This is a genomic window from Methylobacterium sp. V23 (assembly GCF_002917135.1).
Taxonomy (GTDB): domain Bacteria; phylum Pseudomonadota; class Alphaproteobacteria; order Rhizobiales; family Beijerinckiaceae; genus Methylobacterium.
On the sequence record NZ_PDHT01000001.1, the window covers coordinates 39,372 to 53,354 of the forward strand.

Consider the following 13,983-nt stretch of genomic DNA (forward strand, 5'->3'; position numbering starts at 1 on the left):
CGCTAGGACGCCCCGGCGCGGGACGCCCGCACCGCAACCCCGGCGCCGAGGACGATGAGAAGGCAGGCGAGCGCCAGGGCCGGACTCGGCTCGGCGTAGCCGGCCAGCACCAGGGTCAGGGTCGACAGGATCGGGGCCGCGTAGGCCGCGACCCCGAGAAGGCGCAGGTCGCCCCGCTTCACGCCGATGTCCCAGAGATAGAACGCGACGCCCACCGGCCCCAGGCCGAGCGCGACGACTGCCCCCCACTGCCCGGCGCCCGCCGGCCACAGCGTCGTCTCGAAGGCGCGGTGGCAGGCGAGGCTGAGGGCGGCGGTGGCGAGGCAGAAGCCCGCCACCGCATCGGTCGGCACCGCGCCGACCCGGGACGAGAGCACGGAATAGCCCGACCAGACGAAGGCGGCCGCCAGGGCCGCCAGGTAGCCGGGCAGGGCTCCGGCGGCGAAGTCGATCCGGCCGCGGCCGGCGAACAGCACCACGACGCCGGCGAGCCCGAGGGCAGCCCCGCCGAGATGGCCGGCGCGCAGGCCCGCCGCCCCGGGAAGCCGGGCCGACAGCAGCACGATGAGGAGTGGCCAGAGATAATTGAGCAGGCCCGCCTCCGCCGGAGGGGCGAGGCGCAGGGCTGCGAAGTACAGGGCGTGATATCCGAACAGGCCACCGACGCCGAGGAGCCAGACCGGCCAGGGCTGGCGCAGGGCCCGGATACCCGCGGGGCGTACGATCCAGCTGGCGCAGCCGACGAGCCCGCCGAGCGCGAAGGTCATCGCGGCGAGCTGGAACGGTGGTACCGCCCCCGACAGGGCCGTGAGCAGGGCGAGCAGCGACCAGAGCAGGATGGCGCCGAAGCCGAGCAGGGTCGCGGAGGGCATGGGAAACCGGAGGTCCGAGGCGGGAGGCGCCGCTGTCCCATGCCGGGGCCGCCCCGGGCAAGGCGAAGATGGTCCGGGACGCTGCCTTCATCGACGGGTCACGGGCAGGCTCTACCTCCGTGGAGTCGGCGATCGGCGCGGAGGCGGAGCTATGGGCACGGCATCTCTTGGATCGGGTTGGGCCCGGGGCGCGCAGGTCGTGGGGATGGCCCTCGTCCTCGCCGCAGGCCCGGCAGGCGCGGGGGAACCGGCTCAGCTTGGGCCGCGACCCTTCTACCTCGTGGACAGCATGAAGCCCGGCCCCCTGAAGGAGCGCCTGCAGGCCTGCGGGGCGGACAGGCCCTACACCGCCCGCCGCTTCTCGATCTCGCACCGGGGCGCGCCGCTGCAGTTTCCCGAGCACACGCGGGAGGGGGTGCTGGCGGCCGCCCGCATGGGCGCCGGCGTGATCGAGTGCGATGTCGCCTTCACGCGGGACCGGCAGCTGGTCTGCCGGCACGCGCAATGCGACCTGCACGCCACCACCGACATCCTCGCCCGCCCGGACCTGGCGGCCAAGTGCAGCCAAGACTTCCAGCCCGCCGATCCGGCCACCGGGCGCAAGGCCTCGGCCCGCTGCTGCACCAGCGACCTGACCCTGGCCGAGTTCATGAGCCTCAACGGCAAGATGGACGCGAGCGACCCCCAGGCCACGACCCGGGAAGCCTACGCGCATGCGACTCCGCGCTGGCGCACCGATCTCTACGCCACCACCGGCACGTTGATGACCCATGACGCGTACATCGCCTTGGTCAAAACTCTGGGACGCCGCTTCACCCCCGAGCTGAAAGCCCCCGAAGTGCCGATGCCCTTCCAGGGCTACAGCCAGGACCAGTATGCCCAGGCGATGATCGAGGCCTACAAGCGGGCGGGCATCCCGGCCTCCGAGGTCCGTCCGCAGAGCTTCCAGCTTCGGGACATCCTGTACTGGCTGAAGGCGGAGCCCGAATTCGGGCGGCAGGCCCTGTGGCTCGACAACCGCGACGAGACCGATCCGGGCTTCGATCCCGAGAAACCGGAGAGCTGGAAGCCCGGCATGGCGGAGCTGACTGCCCTGGGCCTGCGCACCCTGGCGCCGCCCCTCTGGATGCTGGTCCGGGTCGGGCCGAACGGGACGATCGTACCCTCGGCTTACGCGCGCGCGGCGCGGTCCGCCGGCCTCGACCTGATCACCTGGTCGCTCGAGCGCTCGGGGCCGCTGAAGGATGGCGGAGGGTACTACTACAAATCGATCCGTCCGCTGATCGACCGGGACGGGGACACCTTCGCGCTCCTCGACGTGCTGTACCGCGACGTCGGGGTGAAGGGGGTCTTCTCGGACTGGCCGGCGACGGCGACGTTCTATGCCAATTGCATGGACATCGAGTGAGGGGCGCGGCTCCCGCGAAGGGAGCCGCGCGAACGACTATCCGGCGATGTACTGGGCGCCGTTGATGGTCAGGGTCGAGCCGGTGATGAAGCCGGAATCGTCGGCGGCGAGGTACTCCACCGCGCGGGCGATCTCCTCGGCCTCGCCGAGGCGGCCCACCGGGATCGTCGAGATGATCTTGTTGCGCACGTCCTCCGGCACCGCCATGACCATGTCGGTGGCGATGTAGCCCGGCGCGATCACGTTGACGGTGATGCCCTTCGAGGCGCTTTCCTGGGCCAGGGCCTTGGCGAAGCCGATCACGCCGGCCTTGGCGGCCGAGTAGTTGGCCTGGCCGATCTGGCCCTTCTGCCCGTTGATCGAGGAAATCAGGATGATGCGACCGAAGCCCCGGTTGCGCATGCCCTCGATCACCGGGCGGGTCACCGTGAAGGCGGAGTCGAGGTTGGTCTTGATGACCGCCTGCCACTTCTCGAAGGTCATCTTGTGGAACAGGCCGTCACGGGTGATGCCGGCATTGTTGACCAGGATGTCGACCGGGCCGACCTCGGCCTCGACCGCCTTGATGCCGGCCTCGCAGGCCGCGTAGTCGCCGACGTCGAACTTGAAGACCGGGATGCCGGTCTCGTTCTTGAAGGCGTTGGCCGCCTCGTCGTTGCCGCCGTAATTGGCCGCGACCTTGTAGCCCTTGGCCTTCAGGCCCTTCGAGATGGCGGCGCCGATGCCGCGGGTACCGCCGGTGACGAGTGCGACGCGTTCCTGAGCCATGGTTTCCTCCGAAAGCTGGTTTCTTGTGATTATGTTTGGCCGGTCGCGCTTTAGCGGAGGGTCCACGTCGAGCGCGACCGATTTAAATTTGCGGCGCCGTCAAGAATTCATGCGGCGCCGGTCGGAGCGCGGGCTCAGACGCGCTCGACGCAGAGGGCGACGCCCATGCCGCCGCCGATGCAGAGGGTGGCGAGGCCGCGCTTGGCGTCCCGGCGCTTCAGCTCGTGCAGCAGGGTGACGAGGACGCGGGCACCGGAGGCTCCGATCGGGTGGCCGATGGCGATGGCGCCGCCATTGACGTTCACCTTGTCGGTGTCCCAGCCCATGTCCTTGTTCACGGCGAGCGCCTGGGCGGCGAAGGCCTCGTTGGCTTCGATCAGGTCGAGGTCGGAGGCCTTCCAGCCGGCCTTGTCCAGGGCCTTGCGCGAGGCCGGGATCGGGCCGGTGCCCATCACCTTCGGGTCGACGCCGGCCGTTGCCCAGGAGACGATCCGGGCCAGGGGCTTGATGCCCCGGCGCTCGGCCTCGGAGGCCGACATCAGCACGATGGCGGCCGCGCCGTCGTTGAGCCCCGAGGCGTTGGCGGCGGTCACGGTACCGTCCTTGGTGAAGGCCGGCTTGAGCTTCGCCATGGCCTCGACGGTCGCGCCGTCGCGGATGTACTCGTCGGTGTCGACCACGACGTCGCCCTTGCGGCCCGGCACGGTGACGGGGGCGATCTCCTCCTTGAAGCGCCCCTCCTTGCGGGCGGCTTCGGCCTTGTTCTGCGAGGCGGTGGCGAACTGGTCCTGCTGCTCGCGGGTCAGCTGGAAGGCCTGCGCCACGTTCTCGGCCGTCTGGCCCATGTGGTAGCCGTTGAAGGCGTCCCAGAGGCCGTCCTTGATCATGGTGTCGACGAGCTTGACGTCGCCCATCTTCTGGCCGCCGCGCAGGTACTGCGCGTGCGGGGAGAGCGACATCGATTCCTGGCCGCCGGCCACGATCACGGTGGCGTCGCCGTTGGCGATCTGCTGCATGCCGATGGCGACCGTGCGCAGGCCCGAGCCACAGACCTGATTGACACCCCAGGCGGTGGCCTTCTCGGGGATGCCGGCCTTGATGGCGGCCTGGCGGGCGGGGTTCTGACCGGCGCCGGCGGTGAGCACCTGGCCGAAGATCACCTCGTCCACGTCGTCGGCCGGGACGCCGGCGCGCTCGAGGGCGGCCTTGATCGCCACGGCGCCGAGATCGTGCGCGGGGACGGTGTTGAAGACGCCGCCGAACGAGCCCACCGCGGTGCGCGCCGCGCCGACGATGACGATTTCTTCTGCTGCCATGGTGACGTTCTCCTCATTCCGGCGGGCGCTCCCTTGACGCTCTGAATGCAATCGAGCGTGGGCGCCTTTGTGCCGTTCTCTCGGATGAAAGCCGTCGACCCTGCGAAGTCAAGGCATCCGAAGGTTGTTTGCAGCTCCGCCCGTGACAGGAAACGCTCCGTTGCGTGGTATTCCGCGGGATGGGCGATAAATTGCTGTTTTCGTCGGCACGGGAACGTCTTAAGGTGCACTTGTGCGGCGCGGGATCGAGCAGCGGTCCTCGGCGCCGCCGTAAGAAGATCGCGCGGCTACGAACGCGCCGGGAGAGGCCCCCAGAAATGGCGGATAACGGTAAGTCCACCCACACCGTCATCAAGAAATACGCTAACCGGCGCCTCTATCACACCGGGACGTCGACCTACGTCACCCTCGAGGACTTGGCGACGATGGTGCAGAACGGCGAGGACTTCCTCGTCTACGATGCACGCTCGGGCGACGACATCACCCGGTCGGTGCTGACGCAGATCATCTTCGAGCAGGAGAACAAGGCCGGCGAGGACAACCTGCTGCCGGTGGCCTTCCTGCGGCAGTTGATCCGCTTCTACGGCGACAGCATGCGCACCATGGTTCCGAGCTTCCTGGAATTCTCCATGGCGAATTTCGCCCGGGACCAGGAGGGTTTGCGCGAGAAGATGGCGCAGAGCTTCGCGCCCACCGCGTTCCAGAGCGCGATGGAGGAGCAGGTCCGGGCGAATATGAGCTTCTTCGGCGACGCAATGAAGATGTTCACCACCTTCGGCACCGGCCCGCTCTCCGGCATGGGCGCCCATCCCTCCTCGGCAGGCAAGTCCGCGGGCGTTCCCGCCCCGACCCAGCACGGCCCGGCTGGGAACGACCTCGACGACCTCAAGCGCCAGATGGCCGAGATGCAGTCCCGTCTCGAGGACCTTGCCAAGAAGTGAGCGCGGGCCGCAGGAGTCGCGGGTCGCAGGAATCGTCCGAGACCCTCAACCGGTAACCTTGCTGCGCGGCAGGCGCCGGATCAAAGGTTGACGAACCGTTAACGCGGGCCAATTCTGTTCCCACGGGCCATGCGGGCCCGGGGAGCGAGGGCCATGGCGCGTACCGAGACGGCGCGGGACGACCTGGCAGGCGCGCTGCCCGAATCGGACTCCCTCCCGCGTCGTGACCTCGTGGTGATCTCCGGCGGCGCGGCGCCCGGGTTTCGACCGATCCCGGCTCGTCCCCTGTCGGGCTTCTTGGCCCAGCTCATCGTCAGCGTCGAGCCGACCCTGAGGCCGTCCCGCCTCGAGCGCACACGCTCGGCCGCCGCGCGCTACGCCGAGGCGGCGCGCCGCGCCTGACAGACCCTGACGTCGCCCCCGGCGGTAATAAGGATCGGCCAACGAAAAAAGCCGGGCCCTTGCGGGGCCACGGCTCGGGAATCTCGGACCTGCGGTGCAGTCCGGGGCACCCGTACGGCGCCCCCGCGAGGCTCAAGCCTCGGTCGACTTCACCTTGAGGACTTGGCGGCCCCGGTACATGCCGGTCTTGAGATCGATGTGGTGGGGACGACGCAGCTCGCCCGAATCCTTGTCGGTGACGTAGGTCGGGGCCTTGAGGGCGTCGGCAGAGCGGCGCATGCCGCGACGCGAGGGAGAGGTCTTTCGCTTCGGAACGGCCATCGGAAGAGTCCTGTTACGGCAAAAAAGGCACCGTGGGCGCGACTTCCAGGGGAAGGCCGCCTCGGTACCGTGGTCAAACGGAGATTCGCTGGCGGCTCTATAACGCCACCCGCAGGTTCTGGCTAGAGTGTCCCGCGCAGGAGGCCGGAACAGACGGTGCCGCCAGGTGCGGCGCGGATCGGACCGCCACGCGGCGAAGGTCCCCGCGGAGGATTTCCTTCACCGCCGCGCTGGCCAGACCTCCGCTCTGAACCCGCAGAGGATTCGCCCGCGTGATACGCCGAAGATCCCGGCGAAGATTCCGGCACGGAAACGTGCGAGGACTTTAATCTGCGGTTCAAGTTGGAGCTTCTACTCAGGGGACAGGCTCGCTGCCGCATCGCGCGGAGGGCGATGCTTTCGGGAGACATCCATGTCCTCATCCCTGCTGCGTACCCTCGCCGTTCTGACCTGCCTCACCGCGGGGCCCGCCCTGGCCCAGGCGCCGAGCCCGGCCACCCCCATGCCCACGACGGCTCCCAAGACCGTGGCGCCCACCGCGCCTGCGGCGCCCAAGGTGCCGACGGTCGAGCCGACCGCGAAGACGACCCTGGTCGACATCAACAGCGCCACCGCTGCCGAGCTCGACGCGCTGCCGGGCATCGGCGCCGCCCGCTCCGCCGCGATCATCAAGGGGCGCCCCTATCGTGGCAAGGACGAGCTTCTGTCCAAGAAGATCATCCCCCAGAACGCCTATGACGGCATCAAGGACAAGGTCATCGCGAAGCAGAAATGAGGCTGGTCAAACAGACCCAGGGCCTGATGCGGCGCGCGGGGTGCTCCCGCGCGCCGCGCAGTCTGCCACCCTTGCGGGGGTCGGGGCCCGATGATAGGCGCCGGGGATCACACGAGAAACGCCGTTCGTGGCCCGTCGTCGATCCCAGCGCGGAAATTCCCCGTCCATGCCGCCGCATCCTGCCATTCGCTTGCATCGCGGCGACCTGCCTGCCGATTACGTCGCCGGCCCGGCCATTGCCATCGACACCGAGACCCTCGGGCTCAACCCGCATCGCGACCGGCTCTGCGTCGTACAGATCTCGCGCGGCGACGGCACGGCTGACGTGGTCCAGATCATCCCCGGCGGTCCGGCGCCCGAGACGCTGATGCGCGTGCTGGCCGATCCGGCCACCCTGAAGATCTTTCACTTCGCACGCTTCGATCTCGCGGTGCTGTTCCGGGGCCTCGGGGTCATGCCGGCGCCGGTCTACTGCACCAAAGTGGCCTCGAAGCTGGCTCGCACCTACACCGACCGGCATGGGCTGAAGGATGTGGTCCGCGAACTCGTGGGCGTCGACCTGTCCAAGCAGCAGCAATCCTCGGATTGGGGCGCCGATACCCTGAGCCAGGCCCAGGTCGATTACGCCGCCTCCGACGTCCTCTACCTGCACGCCGCGCGCGCGCGCCTCGACGCGATGCTGGAGCGGGAGGGCCGCACGGACCTTGCGCGGAACTGCTTCGACTTTCTGCCGACCCGCGCCCGGCTCGATCTCGCCGGCTGGCCGGACACGGACATCTTCGCGCATACCTGACGGCGGCCTCCGCCGCACAGGCGCCGTCGCGCCGACGTCCCTGCGCGCCCGTCTCCGTGCGCCGTCGCACATCCCCGCCCGCGCGCCTGCGCCATTCCGCCCTCGGGTGAACCGGAGGCTTGATGCTTTCTCAAGCTTCCCGTCATAACTTCGCCACTGCCCCCGGTCATCCGGCGGTCGACCCAGCCGTGGCGCGCTCCTCGCGCGTGCCGACGCCGCCGGGGCACGATGTTGGAAAGATCATGCACCTGGGCGCGGCGATCGAGACGGGGCAGACGAGCGACGGCCGCGTCGATGCGCGCCGGACCCGCGCCCATGCGCGGGCGCGCAACCACAGCAGCCACGTGCGCGCCCTGCGGCGGCTGATTCCCCTCGCCGCCGGAACCGCCGTCCTCGCGCTCGCGGTCGTCACCTTGTTCAATCCCTTGGGGGCCGGCCTGCCCGACGTGTCGGTCGGCCAACTCAGCCTGTCGGGCAGCAAGGTGAAGATGGAGAATCCTCGCCTGTCCGGCTTCCGGAAGGGCGACCGGGGCTACGAGGTCACCGCCACCGCCGCTTTCCAGGACGTTCGCAAGCCGAGCGTGATCGAATTGCAGGCGATGAAGGGCCAGCTCAACACCGACGACAAGGGCGGCCTCGTGCACCTCGAAGCCGCCTCCGGCGTGTTCGATTCCACGCGCGAATCCCTGAACCTCGACCGGGACATCCGGCTCTGGACGGACAAGGGCGAGGAGGTTCGCCTGAAGACGGCGGCCGTCGACTTCAAGGCCGGCAGCGTGCGGTCGAGCGAGACCGTCGCCGTCTCGATGCCCAGCGGCACCATCGTGGCCGACACCCTGGAGGTGATCGACAGTGGCCACGTCATCTCTTTCGTCGGCAACGTCCATACGGTCCTGCACGGTCGGGATCCGCAGGACAAGTCCGAAGCCCAGGCCGACAAGGCTCAGGTCGCCGGTCTGACCGACAAGCCGGCGCGTATCCGGACCACGGCGGCCGAGCCCGAGGACGGGGAGCGCCGCCCGTGACGCGGCCCACGGGGATGGACGTCGTTCCGCATCGACTCCGGACAGCCCTCGCGCTCGCGCTGGCGGCGGTGATCGCGGCCGGACCCGTCGCGGCACAGACGGCGCCTGCGGCCCCGCGCAAGGAGAAGTCCGCTTCGCCCCTGGGCAACCTCGGGGGCAGCGGCAAGGAACCGATCAAGATCGACGCCGACCGTCTCGACGTGTTCGACCGCGAGAACAAGGCGATCTTCGCCGGCAACGTCGTCGCCGTGCAGGGCGACAGCACGATCCGCTGCTCCAGCATGACGGTGCGCTACAAGCGCGGCAAGGACAAGAAGGAAGCGACGGCGCCGGGCGGCGAGCCGGCCAGCCAGGCCGAGCGGGCGGCCGGCCTGAACGAGAACGGCATCCAGCGCGTGGAATGCGCCGGCCCGGTCACCGTGGTGCAGAAGGACCAGATCGCCACCGGCGACAACGCCGTGTTCGATCAGGAGGCCAAGCGCATCGTGGTCACCGGCAACGTCATCCTGAGCCAGTGCCAGAACGTCACCCGCGGCTCCCGCCTCGTCTACGACATGAACACCGGCCGGGCCAACATGGACCCGGTGGCAGGCGGGCGCGTCTCCGCCCTCCTGGTGCCGCAGAAGGAGGACGGGGCCAAGGGCAAGGGCTGCACGCCGGCCCCCATCGCCGGACGCGCGACCAGGCCGCCGGCTGACAAGCCCGCGGCCGACAAGCCCACCGAAGCCTCCGCCGAGAAGCCTGCCGGCAAGACCCGGGCCCAGACGAATTGAGTGCCGCAGCGCCGGCGCCCGCCCTGGCGGAGCGCTCCTCCGACCGTGCCGGCGCGCCGCCGGCACCCTCCCTGCTCCGGCGGTTGTTCGGCGGTCGCGCCCGCCGTCGCGCGGCCGAGGCGGCTGCCATCGTCGAGGAGGGCGGCGGACCGGGTATCCTCTGCGTGCGTGGCCTGCGCAAGAGCTACGGCGCCCGCACCGTGGTGCACGAGGCCGGTCTCACCGTGCGCAACGGCGAGGCGGTCGGACTGCTCGGCCCCAACGGCGCCGGCAAGACCACCATCTTCTACATGATCACCGGCCTCGTCACGGCCGATCGCGGGACCATCACCCTGGACGGCCTGCCGATCACCCAATTGCCGATGTACCAGCGGGCCCGCCTCGGCATCGGCTACCTGCCGCAGGAGGCCTCGATCTTCCGCGGCCTGTCCGTGGAGGACAACATCCGCGCGGTGCTCGAGGTGGCCGAGCCCGATCGGAAGGAGCGCGCCCGCAAGCTCGAATCGCTGCTCGAGGAGTTCGATATCGCGCGCCTGCGCAAGTCGCCGTCGATCGCCCTCTCCGGTGGCGAGCGCCGCCGCTGCGAAATCGCCCGGGCGCTCGCGTCCTCACCGAGCTTCATGCTGCTCGACGAGCCCTTCGCGGGGATCGACCCCATCGCGGTCGGCGATATCCAGGACTTGGTGAAGCACCTGAAGCAGCGTGGGATCGGCGTGCTCATCACCGACCACAACGTGCGCGAGACCCTGGGGCTGATCGATCGGGCCTACATCGCCCATTCGGGCCGTATCCTCACCGAGGGAACGCCCGAGGAGATCGTGGCCAATCCGGAGGCCCGCCGCCTCTATCTCGGCGAGGATTTCCGCCTGTAGGCGCCGGTCCCGTCCGGATGCTACAGGGGCCGCCCTGCATCCGGATCGCAGCCCGCAGGTTTTTCAGCCGGCGTCCGACACGCCTCAAGCCGCACATCCTCGGTGCAGTGCGGGAATTTCCACTGATCTCACAAGCTATTGTTAGCGTCGGCGATGCGAGGCTCAGACTTCCGCGGGGGCGCGTATCCCCGTGCCGTTTTCATAGCCTGCCCAATTTGCGTGCAAATCTGATCCGCCACGCTTTGACGTGGGATCGGGTTGGCGCTAGACCTGGGAACAGACGACAGAAAGCAAGATTTGTGCCGAGGTTCGGCTCACGGCGACGTGTGCTGCCGACCTGAGGTGCGACTCACCCGGGGCGACAACGATGAGTCTGCTGCAACGGCTGGAGATGCGCCAGGGCCAAGCCCTGGTGATGACGCCTCAGCTTCTCCAGGCGATCAAGCTGCTCCAACTCTCCCAGCTCGACCTTGCCGCGTACGTCGATGCCGAACTCGAGCGCAATCCCTTGCTGGAGCGCGCGGACGGTGAGAGCGAGGGCGAACGCCCGCCGGCCGAGACACCCTCCGAATCCTCGGTCGATCGCGACGGGGACGGCGAGGGCGGCGACTATGACGGAAACGACGAGCCCTGGATCGCCACCACGCTGACGGCGAGCGGCGCCGACATGGAGAGCGCCCTCGACACCCGCCTCGACAACGTGTTCTCGGACGAGAACCCGACCCATGCCCGTGAGGCGGCGTCCGGCGACATGCTCTCCCTGACGCCGGCGCCCTACGGCAATACCGGCGGCAGCTTCGACGGCGAGGCCCCGGATTTCGAGGCGAGCCTCACCGCCGAAATCTCCCTGCGCGAGCATCTCGGCGCCCAGCTCGACCTTGCCACCCGCGATCCCATGGACCGGCTGATCGGCGGCTTCCTGATCGATGCCGTCGACGATGCCGGTTACCTGCGCGAATCCATCGATGCGGTGGCCGAGCGCCTTGGCGCGTCCCTCGACCGGGTCGCCCGGGTGCTGAAGCTCGTCCAGAGTTTCGAGCCCGCCGGCATCGCCGCGCGCGACCTCGCCGAGTGCCTCGCCCTGCAGCTGCGCGACCGCGACCGGTTCGATCCGGCCATGCAGGCCCTGGTGTCGCGCCTCGACCTCGTGGCGAAGCGCGACTTCGCGGCGCTCCGTCGGCTCTGCGGCGTCGACGACGAGGACCTCGTCGACATGCTGGCCGAGCTGCGCCGGCTCGATCCGAAGCCCGGTCGCGCCTTCGGAAGCCGGGCCGTCGAGGTGTTGATCCCCGACGTGTTCGTGCGTGCCGCGCCCGACGGCTCCTGGCTGGTGGAGCTCAACGCCGAGGCCCTGCCGCGGGTGCTGGTCAACCAGAGTTACTATGCCCGGGTCTCGCGCGGTGCGGCGGCCGAGGGCGACAAGGCCTTCCTGTCGGAATGCCTGCAGACCGCCAACTGGCTCACCCGCAGCCTGGAGCAGCGGGCCCGCACCATCCTCAAGGTCGCCTCCGAGATCGTGCGCCAGCAGGACGCGTTCTTCCTGCACGGCGTCGCGCACCTGCGCCCGCTCAACCTGAAGACGGTGGCCGAGGCGATCGGCATGCACGAATCCACCGTCTCGCGGGTCACCTCGAACAAGTCGATCGGCACCAGCCGCGGCACGCTGGAGATGAAATACTTCTTCACCGCCGCGATCCCGGGCGCCGCCGGCACCGCCGCGCATTCGTCCGAGGCCGTCCGCCACCGCATCAAGCAACTCGTCGACGGCGAGGCGCCGAGCGACGTGCTCTCCGACGACGCCCTGGTGCAGCGCCTGCGTGACGAGGGCATCGACATCGCCCGCCGCACCGTCGCCAAGTACCGGGAGTCCCTGCGCATTCCCTCCTCGATCGAGCGCCGCCGCGAGCATTTCGCTTACGCGGGGCGGTGAAGCGACCGCCGCGGCATCCCCTTCGGCGACGGGCGGATCGGATCGGCGAGGTCCGCCTTGCGCGGGCCCGACGGCTCGCGCACGGCCGGGGCCCGGACCGCGAATGACGGATCGGAGGCCGGCACAAGGCCCGGGCCCGACCTCGCGTTGACTTCTCCGAGAGAGGCTCCTTAACTCAGGTTGCGCCTCACCCAGGGCGTGTCCACAACGAAAATCGGAGGGATCATGGGGTCATTGCGCGTGACGGGCCACGGCCTGGACCTTGGCGAAGCCCTTCGGGGGCGGGTCGAGGAGCGAATGGCTGCCACCCTCTCGAAGTATCTCGACAGCCACATGAGCGGGACCTGCTCCGGCCACGTCACCCTGCGGCGGGACGGAACCGCCTACCGCACCGATTGCGTGCTCCACCTCGTTTCCGGCCTGACCCTGGAAGCCTCCGGCGCCGCCCACGACGCCCATGCGAGCTTCGAGCAGACGGCGGACCGCCTGGAAAAGCGCCTGCGGCGCTACAAGCACAAGCTGAAGGACCATGGCGCGGCCGGCCATGACGGCGCGACCGTGCAGGCGGCCTACGCGGTGTTCGCGGCTCCGAGCGAGGCCGAGGCCATCGACCTCGACGAGGATGGCGACGACGGGGAAGCGGCGCACCCGCCCGTGGTGGCGGAGAGCACCAAGACCCTGAAGCGCCACTCGGTCAGCGAGGCGGTCACCGCCCTCGACCTCACGGGCGCGCCGGTGATCGTGTTCGTTCACGCTGGCACCGGACGCATCAACGTCGTATACCGCCGCACGGACGGGGCCATCGGCTGGGTCGATCCGGCCGAGGCAGCCTCGTAGGCGCGGGTCGGGAACAGAGCCTGAACCCGTTCGATTGAGTCCAAGGGCCGCCCCGGGCGGCCCGACCTTTCATGGAGTGGCGGCCGGGTCTCGGCCGCCGCCGACGGGGCGACGGTCCTTCATGCCAGTGCTGGAATTCCTCTCTCCGGATTCCGTGGTGCCGTCCCTGCGCGTCCGCGCCAAGAAGTCGATGCTGCAGGAGCTCAGCGCTCACGCGGTCCGTCAGCTTCCGGCCCTGGACGAGCGCGAGGTGTTCGAGACCCTGCTGCAGCGCGAGCGCCTGGGCTCCACCGGCATCGGCGACGGCGTCGCCATCCCGCACGGCAAGCTGCCCGGCCTCGACCGGCTGTTCGGCCTCGTCGCCCGGCTGGAGAAGCCGGTGGATTTCGATGCCCTCGACGGCCAGCCCGTCGACATCGCCTTCCTGCTCCTGGCTCCCGAGGGGGCCGGCGCCGACCACCTGAAGGCTCTGGCCCAGGTCGCCCGCCTCCTGCGCGAGCCGGGTATCCTCGAGCGCATCCGCGCCGCCCGCGACGCCAGTGCCCTCTACGCGCTGCTCACCCACACCTCGGCCTCGCAGGCCGCTTGATCATGCGGATCCTGCCCTGCGGGCCAACTCTGGTTGCCCTCCTGCTCGTCGCCGCGCCGGCCCACGCGCAGCAGCGCGGCGTCACCGATACCGCCTGCGCCCGCGACGTCCTCGTGGCGAACTCGATGCAGCGCCAGGCGATCGACCAGCTCGAACAGGCCGGCAGCGAGGCGGCCGACCAGTGTCGCGTCTGGCGTCGGCACGTGGAGACCATGCGCCGGGTGGCGAGCGTCTATGGCCGCTGCCTCTCGGGGGTCGAGCGCACCGACCGCCTGAACCAAGTCCAGACGTCCGAGAAGGAATTCGCCGGGATGATCCGGAGCCAGTGCAAGGGGCTGTGAAGCCTCGGGCTCCGAGCGGG

At 69.5% G+C, this 13,983-nt stretch carries 16 protein-coding genes; 12 read left to right on the plus strand and 4 right to left on the minus strand.

Annotation, left to right across the window (positions count from 1 at the left end; translation table 11 throughout):
* Positions 1–2: 2 nt before the first annotated feature.
* Positions 3–872 (minus strand): DMT family transporter, encoded by an 870-nt coding sequence (locus CRT23_RS00170; protein WP_103708162.1) that lies wholly within the window; start codon positions 870–872, stop codon positions 3–5.
* 151 nt (positions 873–1,023) lie between these two features.
* On the opposite strand from CRT23_RS00170, the gene CRT23_RS00175 reads away from it, so the two are divergent.
* On the plus strand, positions 1,024–2,280 hold the full coding sequence (locus tag CRT23_RS00175; RefSeq protein ID WP_103708163.1) for a glycerophosphodiester phosphodiesterase family protein: 1,257 nt from the start codon (positions 1,024–1,026) through the stop codon (positions 2,278–2,280).
* Positions 2,281–2,316: 36 nt separating this feature from the next.
* On the opposite strand, the gene phbB is transcribed toward CRT23_RS00175, so the two are convergent.
* Both phbB and CRT23_RS00185 read right to left on the minus strand, forming a co-directional pair.
* Positions 2,317–3,048 (minus strand): acetoacetyl-CoA reductase, encoded by a 732-nt coding sequence (gene phbB, locus CRT23_RS00180; RefSeq protein ID WP_055946829.1) that lies wholly within the window; start codon positions 3,046–3,048, stop codon positions 2,317–2,319.
* Between the two features lie 134 nt (positions 3,049–3,182).
* Positions 3,183–4,364: an acetyl-CoA C-acetyltransferase gene (locus CRT23_RS00185; RefSeq protein ID WP_055946832.1), complete on the minus strand. Its 1,182-nt coding sequence runs from the start codon at positions 4,362–4,364 to the stop codon at positions 3,183–3,185.
* Between the two features lie 317 nt (positions 4,365–4,681).
* Here CRT23_RS00185 and phaR point away from each other — a divergent pair, with 317 nt between their 5' ends.
* Complete coding sequence (gene phaR / locus CRT23_RS00190) at positions 4,682–5,305, plus strand: polyhydroxyalkanoate synthesis repressor PhaR (RefSeq protein WP_103708164.1); 624 nt, start codon at positions 4,682–4,684, stop codon at positions 5,303–5,305.
* Between the two features lie 153 nt (positions 5,306–5,458).
* Positions 5,459–5,707: a hypothetical protein gene (locus CRT23_RS00195; RefSeq protein WP_055946838.1), complete on the plus strand. Its 249-nt coding sequence runs from the start codon at positions 5,459–5,461 to the stop codon at positions 5,705–5,707.
* A 132-nt stretch (positions 5,708–5,839) separates the two neighbouring features.
* On the opposite strand, the gene rpmF is transcribed toward CRT23_RS00195, so the two are convergent.
* Positions 5,840–6,028 carry a 50S ribosomal protein L32 gene (gene rpmF / locus CRT23_RS00200; protein WP_055946842.1) on the minus strand — a complete coding sequence of 63 codons (189 nt, stop codon included), beginning with the start codon at positions 6,026–6,028 and terminating at the stop codon, positions 5,840–5,842.
* A gap of 412 nt (positions 6,029–6,440) precedes the next feature.
* Here rpmF and CRT23_RS00205 point away from each other — a divergent pair, with 412 nt between their 5' ends.
* The 9 genes from CRT23_RS00205 to CRT23_RS00245 all read left to right on the plus strand — a co-directional run bounded on the left by CRT23_RS00205 (position 6,441) and on the right by CRT23_RS00245 (position 13,963).
* Positions 6,441–6,803: a helix-hairpin-helix domain-containing protein gene (locus CRT23_RS00205; protein ID WP_055946844.1), complete on the plus strand. Its 363-nt coding sequence runs from the start codon at positions 6,441–6,443 to the stop codon at positions 6,801–6,803.
* A gap of 166 nt (positions 6,804–6,969) precedes the next feature.
* Entirely contained in the window at positions 6,970–7,596 is a 627-nt protein-coding gene (locus CRT23_RS00210) for a ribonuclease D (protein ID WP_055946847.1), read from the plus strand.
* Between the two features lie 242 nt (positions 7,597–7,838).
* Positions 7,839–8,621: a lipopolysaccharide-assembly, LptC-related protein gene (locus CRT23_RS00215; protein ID WP_103708165.1), complete on the plus strand. Its 783-nt coding sequence runs from the start codon at positions 7,839–7,841 to the stop codon at positions 8,619–8,621.
* 14 nt (positions 8,622–8,635) lie between these two features.
* Positions 8,636–9,394, plus strand: coding sequence for an LptA/OstA family protein (locus CRT23_RS00220; RefSeq protein WP_103708166.1), 759 nt, complete (start codon positions 8,636–8,638; stop codon positions 9,392–9,394).
* Between the two features lie 83 nt (positions 9,395–9,477).
* Positions 9,478–10,266 (plus strand): LPS export ABC transporter ATP-binding protein, encoded by a 789-nt coding sequence (gene lptB / locus CRT23_RS00225; RefSeq protein WP_245435921.1) that lies wholly within the window; start codon positions 9,478–9,480, stop codon positions 10,264–10,266.
* 367 nt (positions 10,267–10,633) lie between these two features.
* Positions 10,634–12,196 carry an RNA polymerase factor sigma-54 gene (gene rpoN / locus CRT23_RS00230; protein ID WP_103708167.1) on the plus strand — a complete coding sequence of 521 codons (1,563 nt, stop codon included), beginning with the start codon at positions 10,634–10,636 and terminating at the stop codon, positions 12,194–12,196.
* A gap of 225 nt (positions 12,197–12,421) precedes the next feature.
* Complete coding sequence (gene raiA, locus CRT23_RS00235) at positions 12,422–13,033, plus strand: ribosome-associated translation inhibitor RaiA (RefSeq protein ID WP_055946853.1); 612 nt, start codon at positions 12,422–12,424, stop codon at positions 13,031–13,033.
* 121 nt (positions 13,034–13,154) lie between these two features.
* Positions 13,155–13,622 carry a PTS IIA-like nitrogen regulatory protein PtsN gene (gene ptsN / locus CRT23_RS00240; RefSeq protein ID WP_055946855.1) on the plus strand — a complete coding sequence of 156 codons (468 nt, stop codon included), beginning with the start codon at positions 13,155–13,157 and terminating at the stop codon, positions 13,620–13,622.
* Between the two features lie 2 nt (positions 13,623–13,624).
* On the plus strand, positions 13,625–13,963 hold the full coding sequence (locus CRT23_RS00245) for a hypothetical protein (protein WP_055946857.1): 339 nt from the start codon (positions 13,625–13,627) through the stop codon (positions 13,961–13,963).
* Positions 13,964–13,983 lie beyond the last annotated feature (20 nt).

Excerpts from the sequence above, each read along its gene's own strand:
- CRT23_RS00170 (WP_103708162.1), bottom strand. The coding sequence starts at position 872 with ATGCCCTCCGCGACCCTGCTCGGCTTCGGCGCCATCCTGCTCTGGTCG.
- CRT23_RS00175 (WP_103708163.1), top strand. The coding sequence starts at position 1,024 with ATGGGCACGGCATCTCTTGGATCGGGTTGGGCCCGGGGCGCGCAGGTC.
- phbB (WP_055946829.1), bottom strand. The coding sequence starts at position 3,048 with ATGGCTCAGGAACGCGTCGCACTCGTCACCGGCGGTACCCGCGGCATC.
- CRT23_RS00185 (WP_055946832.1), bottom strand. The coding sequence starts at position 4,364 with ATGGCAGCAGAAGAAATCGTCATCGTCGGCGCGGCGCGCACCGCGGTG.
- phaR (WP_103708164.1), top strand. The coding sequence starts at position 4,682 with ATGGCGGATAACGGTAAGTCCACCCACACCGTCATCAAGAAATACGCT.
- CRT23_RS00195 (WP_055946838.1), top strand. The coding sequence starts at position 5,459 with ATGGCGCGTACCGAGACGGCGCGGGACGACCTGGCAGGCGCGCTGCCC.
- rpmF (WP_055946842.1), bottom strand. The coding sequence starts at position 6,028 with ATGGCCGTTCCGAAGCGAAAGACCTCTCCCTCGCGTCGCGGCATGCGC.
- CRT23_RS00205 (WP_055946844.1), top strand. The coding sequence starts at position 6,441 with ATGTCCTCATCCCTGCTGCGTACCCTCGCCGTTCTGACCTGCCTCACC.
- CRT23_RS00210 (WP_055946847.1), top strand. The coding sequence starts at position 6,970 with ATGCCGCCGCATCCTGCCATTCGCTTGCATCGCGGCGACCTGCCTGCC.
- CRT23_RS00215 (WP_103708165.1), top strand. The coding sequence starts at position 7,839 with ATGCACCTGGGCGCGGCGATCGAGACGGGGCAGACGAGCGACGGCCGC.
- CRT23_RS00220 (WP_103708166.1), top strand. The coding sequence starts at position 8,636 with ATGGACGTCGTTCCGCATCGACTCCGGACAGCCCTCGCGCTCGCGCTG.
- rpoN (WP_103708167.1), top strand. The coding sequence starts at position 10,634 with ATGAGTCTGCTGCAACGGCTGGAGATGCGCCAGGGCCAAGCCCTGGTG.
- raiA (WP_055946853.1), top strand. The coding sequence starts at position 12,422 with ATGGGGTCATTGCGCGTGACGGGCCACGGCCTGGACCTTGGCGAAGCC.
- ptsN (WP_055946855.1), top strand. The coding sequence starts at position 13,155 with ATGCCAGTGCTGGAATTCCTCTCTCCGGATTCCGTGGTGCCGTCCCTG.
- CRT23_RS00245 (WP_055946857.1), top strand. The coding sequence starts at position 13,625 with ATGCGGATCCTGCCCTGCGGGCCAACTCTGGTTGCCCTCCTGCTCGTC.